The following is a 12,845-nucleotide window of genomic DNA, read 5'->3' as shown; positions in this document are numbered from 1 at the left end:
TCAGGGCCGGGGAACGAGGCCTCGCCTGCCGGCACGTCGGGGTGCGGACCAACTGGCCCGGGTGTCGCGCCGGACTTTTCGTCGCCGGAAACGAAGCGTCCCGGCCAGGCCGGGACGAATCTTTCGAAGTGCTCTCCCCGCGCTGGGCACCGCGGGGAGAGAAGTCGATGGCTTGTCTTATTGTTGGGTGACGCGGGTTACTTACTTCTTCGCTTTGGCTTTGGCGGTCTTGGTGGCCTTCACCACCTTGGCCGGTGCAGCTTTCTTGGCGGCAGCCTTCTTCGGCGCAGCCTTCTTCGCAACCTTCTTCACGGCAGCTTTCTTGGCAGCAGCCGGCTTCTTGGCAGCAGCCTTCTTGGCGGCCGGCTTCTTGGCGGCAACCTTCTTGGCTGCCGGCTTCTTCGCTACCGGCTTCTTGGCGGCAGCCTTCTTGGCGGCAACCTTCTTCACGGCGGGCTTCTTGGCGGCGGCCTTCTTGGCGGCCGGTTTCTTTGCAGCGGGTTTCTTGGCAGTGGCCATGGTTCGTCTCAGCTCCTCATCAGTTGGCAGTGGTTGCCCAGTAAAAGCGTGCAGGAACGCTTCGACCAACACGTCACTGTTGGTAGCGTGCCGAAGATTGTTCACTTGACGGTGGGTGCGCAAATCAGAAAGCCGCCGCAATACATGCAGCGGAATCGAGACAGTGATCTTGCGTACTGCATTCGCCTTTTCACCGTGTTCGACGTACGGCTTGATGAATTTGGTTGTTGCCATAAAACGCATTCCCCGTGATCTGTTGCGAAAGCTATCCCTGAAGATTTCTGGTGTCAATTGATTTCAATCATGAAATCGACCGGCCCGACCGGCCGCAATCCGCCCGGAACCACCACGCGATGCGGCCTGCGGGACTTGACGGCATCTTTCAATTGGACGTCCATACGTCCAAACGAAATTTGATCAACATTTGACCAATGCCTTGAAAGCCTTGCACTGCAAGGCTTTCGCCATGCGCGGCTGAAAAAAGTCGAAAATCGGTTGCACGAATGCGCAAGTCCGGCGCAAGACCAAACGGCCATCGCGACGTCGCCGCTGGCAGATGAACGGAACGCGACTGAAATCTTTTCTGCCAGGCGCCGGAAGATGACTCCGACCCAGGACCGGACAGCCTCGGAACGCATCGTCGCCCGGCCGAGGCATCCGGACTTCCTCACCAGGGACGATGCATGAGCACGCGCTTGCCGACCGATCGATCGTCGTCGCGTTCCGTTCGACGACTGCGCGAGGAAGATCTGCCGATGAAAATCCTGGCGGGAACTCCGCGCCAACTTCCCCGTGATTTCGTCGTGATCCGCATCACCCGTTCCCGAAGGATGCCGCGGTATCCGTCTTGTGCCGAATGACTCCGGCGCGGCACGACGAACCATCCGGAGTGGCCAGACCGTTACCCCGAAAACGACGCCGGCCGCGAAAGCGGCCGGCGGGTCGGGACTCGACGAATGAAGGACTCAGTGGTCTTCGTTCTCGACCAGATCCTGGTAGTCGTTCGCGTCCAGCAGTTCGTCGAGCTCGGCACGGTCACTGGGACGCACCAGGAAGATCCAGCCTTCACCGAAGGCATCCTCGTTGATGGTTTCCGGCTTGTCGTTGAGCAGCTCGTTGACCTCGACGATCTCGCCCGAGACCGGTGCGTAGATGTCCGAGGCAGCCTTCACCGACTCCACCACGGCTGCGCCGGTGCCGGCCTTCACCGCCGAACCGACTTCCGGCAGCTCGACGTAGACAAGGTCGCCAAGCTGGCCCTGCGCGTGATCGGAGATGCCCACCCGAACCAGGCCGTCGTCCTCGACGCGGGCCCACTCGTGGGACTTGAGAAATTTCAGATCGCCGGGAATCTCGCTCATGATGGGTTCCACTCATTGGGTTGGGTTGCAGGCGATGATTCTAGCCACATCCGCCTGCGGGAAGAATGTGCCGCGAGCAGCACGCGCACGACGACAGCCTAGATCCCTTCGCAGGGTTTGCCGTCGCGCACGAAGGGATATTTCACCAGACGCACCGGCACCTCGCGACCGCGGATGTCGACGCGCACGTCGCCCGGCTCGCCGGCGGGAATGCGCGCGAACGCCACTGCCTTGTTGAGGGTGGGCGCAAAGCTGCCCGAGAGGATCTCGCCCTCGCCGTTCGCGGTCAGCACCTTCTGGCCGTGACGCAGCACGCCCTTGTCATCCAGCACCAGCCCGACCATCACGCGCGGCACGCCGGCAGCCTTCTGTTGTTCCAGTGCGGCGCGACCAATGAAGTCGCGTCCCTCGTCCAGCGCGATGGTCCAGCCCAGGTTCGCCTCCCACGGCGTGACAGTCTCGTCCATGTCCTGGCCATACAGGTTCATGCCGGCTTCCAGGCGCAAGGTGTCGCGTGCGCCGAGGCCGGCCGGTGCGACACCTGCCGCAGCCAGCGCTTCCCACAACGCGACGGCATGCTCGGCGGGAACCACGATCTCGAAACCGTCCTCGCCGGTGTAACCGGTACGCGCCACGAACAGCGGCATGCCGTGCGGCCCCTGCGCCGCAGCGGCGGCAAACTTGCCGAGCTTCTCGATGCGCTGGCGATCCACTTCATGCAACAGCCCCAGCACCTTGGCCCGGGCAGCCGGACCCTGCACCGCGATCATCGCGAACTCGGGGCGTTCCTTCACCTGCACCTCGAACGCCTGCGCCTGGCGCTCGATCCACGCCAGGTCCTTGGCGCGGGTGCCGGCGTTGACCACCAGCCGGTAGAACTCGTCGCCCAGGTAATACACGATCAGGTCGTCGATTACCCCGCCACGCTCGTCGAGCATGCAGGAGTACAGCGCCTTGCCGTGCACCTTCAGCTTGTCGACGCTGTTGGCCAGGAGGTGGCGAAGGAAGTCGCGTACGCGCGCACCATGCAGATCGATCACCGTCATGTGCGAAACGTCGAACATGCCGGCTTCACGGCGTACCGCGTGATGCTCCTCGATCTGCGAGCCGTAGTTGATCGGCATGTCCCAGCCACCGAAGTCGACCATGCGTGCACCGAGTGCGCGATGGGTGGCATTGAGTACGGTCTTCTCGGTCATTGCGACGCAGCCTTGCGGGGGGAATGCGCCATTATCCCCGCCGACACCCGGCAATCCAAGCCGAGCCCACGTCTGCTCGCTCCAGGCCCGGCCGGGTGGCGATGACCTGCTCGGCCAGGGCATCGGCACTGACTTCCGCCACCTCGGGCGTTGCATGGCGCGCATCGATGCCGGTGAATCGCAAACGCGCCGGATCGTGCCTTGCGGCACAGCCGCCGGGGCGCGTCGCCCCATGCCGCCAGCGAGGCATCCATGAACACCTGGATGATCCCGCCCGGTCGAACACGTCGCGCGCGGAACGGTCACCCGGTGCGGAAGGCCGCCTGTACTTCGCGCATGATGCGAACGCCGCCGGCTCGAGCTCGTCCAGCTGCAATGGCGATGGAATCGGCAATCATGTCGTCCCCTCGGGCACGGCAGCTTCGCGATGCGGAATCAGCAGCCGCGTCGGTGCGGCAGGCACCGCGTGTCAGCCGTTCTTCAGGCAAGCACCGGGTAGGCGGGGTCGGCATCCAGCGTCGCGGCGCATACCGCCGCCAGTTCAAGCAGGCGCAGATCCGAACCGCGCGCCCCGACCAGTTGCAGTCCCACCGGCATGCCGTCTGGCAGCGTCCCCATCGGCAGGCTCACCGCGGGGCAACCGGCCAGGCTGGCAAAGCTGGTGAGGTCGGCCTGCGAATCAGGCACCGGACCATCCAGCGGGAACGCACCCTGGGGCGTGGTCGGCATGACCAGCACGTCGACCTGGGAAAACAGCCGGCGCATTTTCAGCGTGGCCGCGTCGAGCACGCGATCGGCCACCGCGTAATCCGCCGCGCTCTTGCGGCCGGCGTAGCCGAGCATCTGGCGGAAGCGATCCGACACGGGACGCTCGGTATTGGCCAGGTCGGCGGCGAAGGTGCCGAGCATCTCCGCCTCCATCAGCAACAGACCGGCGCGGCGCGTGCGGGCGAAATCCCAGTCGGCAAAATCCACCGTGCGCCGATCGCCCAGCGCATGCGAGAGCTTCGCCAGCGCCGACTCGAACACCTCGATCACTTCCGGCTGCACGCCCACGCCAGCGAGATCGGGCAGCAGGCCGGCGCGCAGGTTGCCCGGCTCCCAGTCCGGCAGGGCGAACGCGACGCGACGGCGGCGCGAGCGCGCATCGTCGGCATCGTAGCCGGCCAGCACCTGCAGCAGGACGGTCAGGTCGTCGGCGCTGCGCGCCAGCAGGCCGACGGCATCCAGTCGCCGCGCCGCCGGCACCAGGCCACGCGCGGAAATTTCGCCATGTGTCGGCTTCAACGCATACAGGCCGCAGTAGCTGGCCGGGATGCGGATCGAGCCGAGGCTGTCCGAACCCACCGCGGCTACCGCCAGGCCCGCGGCGACAGCCGCCGCTGCGCCGCCGGAAGAGCCGCCGGCGGTGTAGCCGTGCCGATGCGGATTGTGGGTGGCACCGAAGTGCGGATTGTCGGTGGTGGCGCCCAGCGCACCTTCGTCCATGTTGGTCTTGCCCACCAGCAGCGCACCGGAGGCACGCAGCCGCGCCACCACGTGGGCATCTTCCTGCACCGGCTTGCCGCGACCGGGAAGGCCGACCCGCGTAGGCCAGCCGGCAATGTCGAAGTTGTCCTTCACCGCCAGCGGAATGCCGTCCAGCCGTCCGATCACGCCGTCGCGACGACGCCGGTCGGCCAGGTCAGCCTGATCCTGCAGCAGGCCCGAGCGCTGATCGACATACGCATGCAGTTCCGGGTCCAGCCGTTCGATCGCCTGCTGGTAGACATCGGCCAGCGCCCGCGGCTGCACCCGGCCCGTGGCCAGCCAGTGCAGCAACTGGCAAAGCGAGGCACGACGCAAGTCGAGATCGGCAATCGGCGGCATCGAATTCATGAAAACTCCCTGAGATATGCCCCGATTATCGCCGCGTCCGGTGAAGTGAATGCAAGCGGTGGCGCAGCACGCGTTGCCGCGCGGCGCCCGAAACCGGACAATGGCCGCGTGATCCATACCCCGACGCACGGCAACCGCCTGCGCCTTCACCTCGCATCCCGGAGTCCGCCATGAGCGAACGCGAAACCATGGAATACGACGTCGTCGTCGTCGGCGCCGGTCCGGCGGGACTGTCATTCGCGATACGGCTCAAGCAACTGAAGCCCGACGTGAACGTCTGCGTGATCGAGAAGGCCTCGACCATCGGCGCGCAGATCCTCTCCGGCGCGGTGATCGAGCCGCAGCCGCTGGACGCCCTGCTGCCCGGTTGGCGCGACCGGCCACCACCTATTTGCGTGCCTGCAGGCGACGACGAATTCTGGCTGCTCGGCAAGGACGGCGGCCGCAAGCTGCCGGTACCGCCGGGCATGCGCAACCACGGCAACTTCATCGTGTCGCTGGGCGCGATGTGTGCGTGGCTGGCCCCCCAGGCCGAGGCGCTCGGCGTGGACGTGTTCCCCGGTTTCGCCGCCGCCGACAACATCTACAACGAAGACGGCTCGGTGGCCGGCGTGCGCATCGGCGACATGGGCGTGGCGAAGGACGGCACGCACAAGCCCGGTTACACCGAAGGCATCGACATCAAGGCGAAAGTCACCGTACTGGCCGAGGGGGCCCGGGGCAGCCTCACCAAGCAGCTGATCAAGCGCTTCAAGCTGGACGCCGACAGCGATCCGCAAGGCTATTCCATCGGCATCAAGGAGCTGTGGCAGCTGCCTGCCGGCCGCGTCACGCCGGGCAAGATCGTGCACAGCTTCGGCTGGCCCGCCGACACGCATACCTATGGCGGCAGTTTCATGTACCACCTGGACAAGGATCGCATCGCGCTCGGCTACATCAGCGGGCTCGATTACAGCGACCCGGAATACAAGCCGTGGGAGGCCTTCCAGCAGTGGAAGAATCACCCGATGGTGAAGCCGCTGCTGGAGGACGGCACGATCCTGTCGGCCGGCGCGCGCGCCATCGTCACCGGCGGCTGGCAGTCGCTGCCGAAGTGCGAGATGCCCGGCGCGATCCTGATCGGCGACACCGCCGGCCTGCTCAACGTGCCCAAGGTGAAAGGCACCCACCAGGCACTGAAGAGCGGCATGCTGGCGGCCGAGCATCTCGCCGCGAACGGCCTGGACGCCACCGGTTTCGACGCGAAGTTGCGCGGTTCGGACGTGATGGCCGAACTGAAAAAGGTGCGCAACATCAAGCCCGCGTTCAAGAAAGGCCTGTGGTTCGGACTGCTCAATGCGGCGTGGGAAACCGTCACCGTCGGCCTGTCGCCGTGGACGCTGAAGAACAAGGCCGACTGGTCCTCGCTGCACAAGCTCGGTGCCCAGGAAGAACCGAAGCGCGATTACCTGCAGCGCACGCTGGCCCCGCGCGACCGCCTGGCCGGCGTCTACTTCGCCGCCACCGAGCACGACGAAGACCAGCCGATCCACCTGCACGTGGCCGACACCGACATCTGCGCCACGAAGTGCGTCGAGGAATACGACAATCCCTGCACCCGCTTCTGTCCCGCCAACGTCTACGAGATGGTGGCCGATGAAAGCCAGCCGCACGGCAAGCGCCTGCAGATCAACGCGGCCAACTGCGTGCACTGCAAGACCTGCGACATCAAGGACCCGTACGAGATCATCACCTGGGTCACGCCCGAAGGTGGTTCCGGACCGAATTACCAGAACCTCTGACTGATCGAGGGCAGTCCGCTGACCGGCAACCTGCACTGGCGCCTGAAGCGCCTCGGCTACCTGTGGCAACGCACGCGTTCCAGCATCGCGTTGCGCGGCTGGAGCGGCACGCTGGCGCGCATGCGCCAGGAATTCCAGGCGCGTCCCGCGTTCGACGAGGCGTTGGCGCTGTTGCCACTGGACGAGCCGTTCGCACCCTTTGCATTGCCCGTCAGCGGGCAGCCTCGTGTCTCGGTGATCATCCCGATCCACGGCAAGCTTGCCCATACCCTCGCCTGCCTGCGTTCGCTGGCGCGACATGGCGCACGGACGGCTTTCGAAGTGATCGTGGTGGATGACGCGTCGCCGGACGACAGCGCCGCGACACTCGCCCGGATCGCCGGCCTGCGCCTGCTGCGCAATGCCACCAACCTCGGTTTCGTCGGCAGCTGCAACGCGGGCGCGGCCGTTGCCACCGGCGAGTTCCTGCTGTTCCTCAACAACGACACCCAGGTCACGCCGGGCTGGCTGGATGCGCTGCTGCAGTGTTTCGCCGATCACCCCGACTGCGGCATCGCGGGCAGCAAGCTGGTGTATCCGGACGGTCGCCTGCAGGAAGCCGGCGCGCTGGTGTTCGCCGACGGCAGCTGCTGGACCACCGGTCGCTTCGAGCCGCGCCAGGCCGCGACGTTCCGCTGGCGTCGTGAAGTCGACTACGTCTCCGGCGCGGCCCTGCTGATCCGCCGCGAGGTCTTCCGGCAGGTTGGCGGTTTCGACCTGCGTTACGCCCCGGCCTACTACGAGGATGTCGACCTGGCGTTCGCCGTGCGCCGGCTCGGCCTGCGCGTGTACTACGAGCCGGCCAGCACGGTGATCCACTGCGAAGGCATCAGCGCGGGCACCGATCCCGATCGCGGCATGAAACGCCACCAGCGCCTCAACCAGCTGACCTTCGTCGACAAATGGGCCACCGAACTGGCAGCCCAGCCACCGGTTGGCACGGCGGTGGAACGGGCGATCCGCTGGCGCCAGCGCGGCCTCGTGCTGGTGGTGGATGCGATGACGCCGGAACCGGCGCGCGACTCGGGCTCGCTGCGGCTGTGCGCGATCCTGGGCCTGCTCGACGGACAAGGCTGGGGCACCGTGTTCCTGCCCGACGACGGCCGCGCCAGTCCCGCGGAAATCGATGCACTGGGCGCGCTGGGCTGCGAGGTGCTGTGCCGGCCCGCGGTCGCCGACCTGCCGCATTGGCTGCGTCGGCACGGCCACGAGCTGCATGCGGTGATCCTGTGCCGCCACACGGTGGCAGGCCAGTACATCGCCGCCGTCCGGCGCCACGCGCCGCAGGCCCGGCTGATCTTCGACACCGTGGATCTGCACTTCCTGCGCGAGGGCCGCGCTGCCGAAGTGGGTGGCAGCGCAGCGATGGCCCGCCAGGCGGAAGCGGCACGCCGCAGCGAGCTGGCCCTGATCGAACAGTCCGACGTCAGCCTGGTGGTAAGCCCGCACGAACGGGACTTGCTGGCGCAACTGCTGCCCCGGGCGCGGGTGGAGCTGCTGTCGAACATCCACACCGTGCAGGCTTGCCGGCGCGGCCACCACGAGCGGCGCGACCTGGTCTTCATCGGCGGCTACGGCCACCCGCCGAACAGCGACGCGCTGCGCTGGATCGCCACGGAAATCCTGCCGAAACTGCGCGAGCTCTCACCGGAGATTACCGTGCACGTGCTGGGCGACATGCCCGACACCGCACGGCGCGAGCTGGCCGTGCCCGGCATGGAACTGCATGGGCGCGTCACCGAGCTGACACCGTGGCTGGATGCGTGCCTGGCTTCCATCGCACCGCTGCGCTTCGGTGCCGGTGTGAAGGGGAAGATCAACATGGCGATGAGCCATGGCGTGCCGGTGATCGCCACGCCGGTGGCGGTCGAAGGCATGCAACTGGGCGATGGTCGCGACGTGCTGGTAGCCAGCGACGCCACCGGTTTCGTCGAGGCGGTCCTGCGGCTGCAACGTGACGAGGCGCTCTGGCGGCAACTGTCGGCCGGTGGACAGGACAACGTGCGCAAGCACTTTTCGCCCGAGGCCGCCGACGCCACCCTGCGTCGGGTGCTGGATTGACCACCGCTCTTCCAGCGTCGATGCTGCGGCATTGCCCCTGATCCTCCGTCATGCCCTCCTCTCATTTCGCCAAGCGACTCCTGTTCACCGCGCTGCGTGCCGGCTTCCGCCTCACGCCGATGCCGGCGACCACGCGTGACCGGCTGCGCCAGCGATTTCTGGACCGCCACGCCGATCTGCTGCCGCCCGGTCCGCGCGGCCAGGCGGGCAGCGGCTCGCAGGTCGAACACCGGCTGCGCACCAGCGCGGACGCACGCGCCATCGGCTTCGCGCCGCATCGCGCCGGCAACCTGCCGGCATCGCTGCCCGCCACCGTGGTCGCGTTCTACCTGCCGCAGTTCCATCCGATTGCGGAGAACGACGCCTGGTGGGGCGCCGGCTTCACCGAGTGGCACAACGTGACCCGCGCCCTGCCGCAATTCGAGGGACACGCGCAGCCTCGCCTGCCCGGCGAACTGGGCTTCTATGACCTGCGCCAGCCCGACGTCATGCGCCAGCAGATGACGCTGGCCCGCGAGTACGGCGTCGGTGCGTTCTGCAGCTATTTCTACTGGTTCGCCGGCAAGACCCTGCTGGAGCAGCCGCTGCGGCAATGGCTGGCCGATCCCGCGCTCGATCTGCCGCTGTGCCTGTGCTGGGCGAACGAGAACTGGTCGCGCCGCTGGGACGGTCGTGCGGACGATGTCCTGATCGGCCAGCAACACAGCGCCGCGGACGACCTTGCCTTCATCGCGCATGTCGCACGCTATCTCGCCGACCCGCGTTATCTGCGCGTGGACGGCAAGCCGCTGTTGCTGGTCTATCGGCCCGGCTTGCTGCCGGACGCCAAGGCCACCGCCGCGCGCTGGCGCGAGTGGTGCCGCGTCAACGGCATCGGCGAGATCCAGCTGGCATACGTGCAGAGTTTCGATCGCGTCGATCCGCGCACGATCGGTTTCGATGCCGCCGTCGAATTCCCGCCGAACAACACCACGCTCGACCCGATCACGGCCAGGCAACGCCTGCTCAATCCGGACTATCACGGCGACGTGCATGACTGGCGCGAACTGGCCCGGCAGTCGATGGCGCAAGCCGATCCGCCGTATCCGCGCTATCCCGCGGTCAACCCGGGCTGGGACAACGAGCCGCGGCGCAGCGGGCGCGGCCGGGTGTTCGCGCATGCCTCGCCACGCGGCTACCGCGACTGGTTGCGTCATGCGGTGGCCACCGCGCGACGGCGCTTTCCGGCGCAACCGCTGGTCTTCGTCAACGCCTGGAACGAATGGGCCGAAGGCGCGGTGCTGGAACCGGACAGACGCCTCGGCCACGCCTGGCTCGAAGCCACCCGCAACGCACTGCAGGCTGAAGCGACCCCGGACGCGCGACCCTGCGCGGTGATCCACATCTGGTACCCCGAACTGCTGGACGAGCTGGTCGCCGCGCTGCGCGCCAGCACCATCGACTGGCGCCTCGTGATCACCACCGCGCACGAGCGCGAACAGGCGGTGCGCGAGCGCGCCGGTCAACTTGGCCTGGACGCCGAGATCGACGTGTTCGAGAACCGCGGGCGCGACATCCTGCCGTTCCTGCACGTGGCCAACCGCCTGCTCGACGAAGGCGTGACCACGGTGCTCAAGCTGCACGGCAAGCGCTCCACCCATCGCCAGGACGGTGAGGCCTGGCGCCGCGAACTGCTCGACAAGCTGCTCGCGCCGGAACGGGCCAGTCGCATCGCCGCCGCCTTCCGCGACGACGCGGAGCTGGGCGTGGTGCATGCCGAAGGGCATCTGCAACCGCTGGACTACTACTGGGGCGCCAACCAGGACAACGTCGACTACCTCACCCGGCGCCTGGGCATTGCGGCGCCGGACGTGGAGACCGACCGTTTCATCGCCGGCAGCATGTTCTGGGTGCGGCCGGCGGCGTTTCGCCCGCTGCTCGACGCGCACCTGGAAATGGCGGGCTTCGAGCCGGAGGCGGGCCAGCTCGATGGCACGCTGGCCCATGCGATCGAGCGGGTGTTCAGTCTCGCCGCGCGCAGCGGGGGATTCACCGTGAAAAGCGCGGCCGGGCTGCTGGGGCTGGCCGACACCGTCCCCGGACCGTATCCCTATGCCCGGCGAAGTGGCTGAGACCGCGTCGCATCGCCGCAGGCCCGCCCGTTTCGTACGAATGTTTGATGGCGGTTAGAATGGGCGTTCCCGGGTCCCGGCAGGGACAGTTCACGAGGCAAGGAATCACAGATGAAAATTCTGGTCGGCTACAAGCGCGTCGTTGATTACAACGTGCGCATCCAGGTCAAACCCGACGGCAGCGGCGTGGTCACCGACGGCGTGAAGCTCTCGGCCAATCCGTTCGACGACATTGCGCTGGAAGAGGCGCTGCGGCTGCGCGAGAAAGGCGTCGCCGACGAGGTGATCGTGGTCGGCATCGGCCCGGCCGATCTCACCGCGCACCTGCGCAACGGCCTGGCGATGGGCGCCAATCGCGCCATCCACGTGACCACCGCCGATGCCGTGCAGCCTCTGACCGCCGCCCGCGTGTTCCTGAAGCTGATCGAGAAGGAGCAGCCGGGGCTGGTGATCCTGGGCAAGCAGGCGATCGACGACGATGCCAACCAGACCGGCCAGATGCTGGCCGCGCTGTGGGACCGCCCGCAGGCCACCTTCGCCAGCCAGGTCGAGATCGCCGACGGCAAGGCCACGGTGACGCGCGAGGTGGACGCCGGCCTGGAAGTGATCGAGGCCGAGCTTCCCGCGGTGATCACCACCGACCTGCGCCTCAACGAGCCGCGCTTCATCAAGCTGCCCGACATCATGAAGGCCAAGAGCAAGCCGATCGACACGATCGAGTTCGGCTCGCTCGGCGTCGAGGCACACGACCACCTCAAGACCACCCACCATGCCGCGCCGGCCAAGCGCAGCAAGGGCGTGATGGTAAAGGACGCGGCCGAACTGGTCGCCGCGCTGAAGCAGAAAGGGCTTTTGTGATCGTCCCTGATCAGGCCCCGGCCATCCATGGCCGGACTTTCAAATAAAGCTCCCACGCTCCAAGTTTGAGGAAAACCCCATGAGCAAGATCCTGGTCATCGCCGAACACCTCGGCGGCAAACTCAACTCCGCCACCGCACGCGCCGTGAGCGCTGCCGTCGCCGTCAAGGGCGAGGCGATCGACGTGCTGGTGCTGTCGGACGCACCCGATGCGATCGCTGCCGAGGCCGCGCAGATCGACGGCGTGAGCCGCGTGCTCACCGTCGCCAGGCCCGAGAACGCGCATCCGCTGGCCGCCGTGCTGGCGCCGCAGATCGCCAAGGCCGCCGCCGGCTACAGCCACGTGTTCGTGCCGTCCACCACGTTCGGCAAGGACATCGCCCCGCGCGTCGCCGCCCTGCTCGGGGTGGCCCAGGTCAGCGACGTGATGAGCGTCGAGGCCGCGCACACCTTCAAGCGCCCGATCTACGCCGGCAACGCCATCATCACGGTCGAGGCCGATGCCGCCCACACCGTCGTGGCGACCATCCGCTCGGCCTCGTGGCCGGCCGCCGCCACCGGCACCGGCAGCGCGCCGGTCGAGGCACTGGCCATCGACGTCGCCCTGCCCGCGCATACACGCTTCATCGAACTGAAGCAGGGCAGCAGCGACCGCCCCGACCTGCAGAGCGCGAGCAAGGTCGTCTCTGGCGGCCGCGGCGTGGGCTCGAAGGAAAACTTCGACATCATCTTCAAGTTCGCCGACCGGATCGGCGCAGCCGTGGGCGCCTCGCGCGCCGCCGTCGACGCCGGCTACGTGCCCAGCGACCTGCAGGTCGGCCAGACCGGCAAGATCATCGCGCCCGAGCTGTACATGGCGATCGGCATCTCCGGCGCCATCCAGCACCTCACCGGCATCAAGGACGCCGGCACCATCGTGGCGATCAACAAGGATGCCGAGGCGCCGATCTTCGAAATCGCCGACTTCGGCCTGGTGGGTGACCTGTTCAAGATCATCCCGGAGCTGGAACAGGCACTGGGCTGAGGGGCGTTGCGGAC

10 protein-coding genes are annotated in these 12,845 nt (G+C 67.1%); 6 read left to right on the top strand and 4 right to left on the bottom strand.

From position 1 onward, the window contains the following. Window positions 1-201 precede the first annotated feature (201 nt). A complete protein-coding gene (metJ, locus tag UU7_RS19090; protein ID WP_082542781.1) occupies window positions 202-753 on the bottom strand; it encodes a met regulon transcriptional regulator MetJ in 552 nt (183 codons plus the stop codon). A 449-nt stretch (window positions 754-1,202) separates the two neighbouring features. Between metJ and UU7_RS18970 the strand changes: the two genes are divergently transcribed. Further along, window positions 1,203-1,379, top strand: coding sequence for a hypothetical protein (locus UU7_RS18970; protein WP_157582088.1), 177 nt, complete (start codon window positions 1,203-1,205; stop codon window positions 1,377-1,379). A gap of 105 nt (window positions 1,380-1,484) precedes the next feature. Here the strand turns inward: UU7_RS18970 and gcvH are convergent, their stop codons facing one another. The 3 genes from gcvH to UU7_RS09205 all read right to left on the bottom strand — a co-directional run bounded on the left by gcvH (window position 1,485) and on the right by UU7_RS09205 (window position 4,957). Continuing rightward, entirely contained in the window at window positions 1,485-1,880 is a 396-nt protein-coding gene (gene gcvH / locus UU7_RS09215; RefSeq protein WP_007807610.1) for a glycine cleavage system protein GcvH, read from the bottom strand. Between the two features lie 98 nt (window positions 1,881-1,978). Then, window positions 1,979-3,079 carry a glycine cleavage system aminomethyltransferase GcvT gene (gene gcvT, locus UU7_RS09210; protein ID WP_007807608.1) on the bottom strand — a complete coding sequence of 367 codons (1,101 nt, stop codon included), beginning with the start codon at window positions 3,077-3,079 and terminating at the stop codon, window positions 1,979-1,981. 480 nt (window positions 3,080-3,559) lie between these two features. After that, window positions 3,560-4,957, bottom strand: a complete 1,398-nt coding sequence (locus UU7_RS09205) for an amidase (RefSeq protein ID WP_007807606.1) — start codon at window positions 4,955-4,957, stop codon at window positions 3,560-3,562. 170 nt (window positions 4,958-5,127) lie between these two features. On the opposite strand from UU7_RS09205, the gene UU7_RS09200 reads away from it, so the two are divergent. The 5 genes from UU7_RS09200 (at window position 5,128) to UU7_RS09180 (ending at window position 12,831) form a co-directional block, all read left to right on the top strand. Beyond that, a complete protein-coding gene (locus tag UU7_RS09200; RefSeq protein ID WP_007807604.1) occupies window positions 5,128-6,738 on the top strand; it encodes an electron transfer flavoprotein-ubiquinone oxidoreductase in 1,611 nt (536 codons plus the stop codon). A gap of 90 nt (window positions 6,739-6,828) precedes the next feature. Next, window positions 6,829-8,838: a glycosyltransferase gene (locus tag UU7_RS09195; RefSeq protein ID WP_238530917.1), complete on the top strand. Its 2,010-nt coding sequence runs from the start codon at window positions 6,829-6,831 to the stop codon at window positions 8,836-8,838. Window positions 8,839-8,888: 50 nt separating this feature from the next. Beyond that, window positions 8,889-10,949 (top strand): glycoside hydrolase family 99-like domain-containing protein, encoded by a 2,061-nt coding sequence (locus UU7_RS09190; RefSeq protein WP_007807601.1) that lies wholly within the window; start codon window positions 8,889-8,891, stop codon window positions 10,947-10,949. Between the two features lie 111 nt (window positions 10,950-11,060). Beyond that, window positions 11,061-11,807 carry an electron transfer flavoprotein subunit beta/FixA family protein gene (locus UU7_RS09185; RefSeq protein ID WP_007807599.1) on the top strand — a complete coding sequence of 249 codons (747 nt, stop codon included), beginning with the start codon at window positions 11,061-11,063 and terminating at the stop codon, window positions 11,805-11,807. 79 nt (window positions 11,808-11,886) lie between these two features. After that, window positions 11,887-12,831, top strand: coding sequence for an electron transfer flavoprotein subunit alpha/FixB family protein (locus tag UU7_RS09180; RefSeq protein WP_007807598.1), 945 nt, complete (start codon window positions 11,887-11,889; stop codon window positions 12,829-12,831). Window positions 12,832-12,845 lie beyond the last annotated feature (14 nt).

The organism is Rhodanobacter spathiphylli B39 (genome assembly GCF_000264295.1).
Lineage (GTDB): Bacteria > Pseudomonadota > Gammaproteobacteria > Xanthomonadales > Rhodanobacteraceae > Rhodanobacter > Rhodanobacter spathiphylli.
This window is presented reverse-complemented; position numbering and strand designations above follow the sequence as displayed.

Coding starts and splice junctions, on each gene's coding strand:
- UU7_RS09190 (WP_007807601.1), top strand. CDS start 8,889: ATGCCCTCCTCTCATTTCGCCAAGCGACTCCTGTTCACCGCGCTGCGT.
- UU7_RS09180 (WP_007807598.1), top strand. CDS start 11,887: ATGAGCAAGATCCTGGTCATCGCCGAACACCTCGGCGGCAAACTCAAC.
- UU7_RS09205 (WP_007807606.1), bottom strand. CDS start 4,957: ATGAATTCGATGCCGCCGATTGCCGATCTCGACTTGCGTCGTGCCTCG.
- UU7_RS09200 (WP_007807604.1), top strand. CDS start 5,128: ATGAGCGAACGCGAAACCATGGAATACGACGTCGTCGTCGTCGGCGCC.
- UU7_RS18970 (WP_157582088.1), top strand. CDS start 1,203: ATGAGCACGCGCTTGCCGACCGATCGATCGTCGTCGCGTTCCGTTCGA.
- UU7_RS09185 (WP_007807599.1), top strand. CDS start 11,061: ATGAAAATTCTGGTCGGCTACAAGCGCGTCGTTGATTACAACGTGCGC.
- gcvH (WP_007807610.1), bottom strand. CDS start 1,880: ATGAGCGAGATTCCCGGCGATCTGAAATTTCTCAAGTCCCACGAGTGG.
- metJ (WP_082542781.1), bottom strand. CDS start 753: ATGGCAACAACCAAATTCATCAAGCCGTACGTCGAACACGGTGAAAAG.
- gcvT (WP_007807608.1), bottom strand. CDS start 3,079: ATGACCGAGAAGACCGTACTCAATGCCACCCATCGCGCACTCGGTGCA.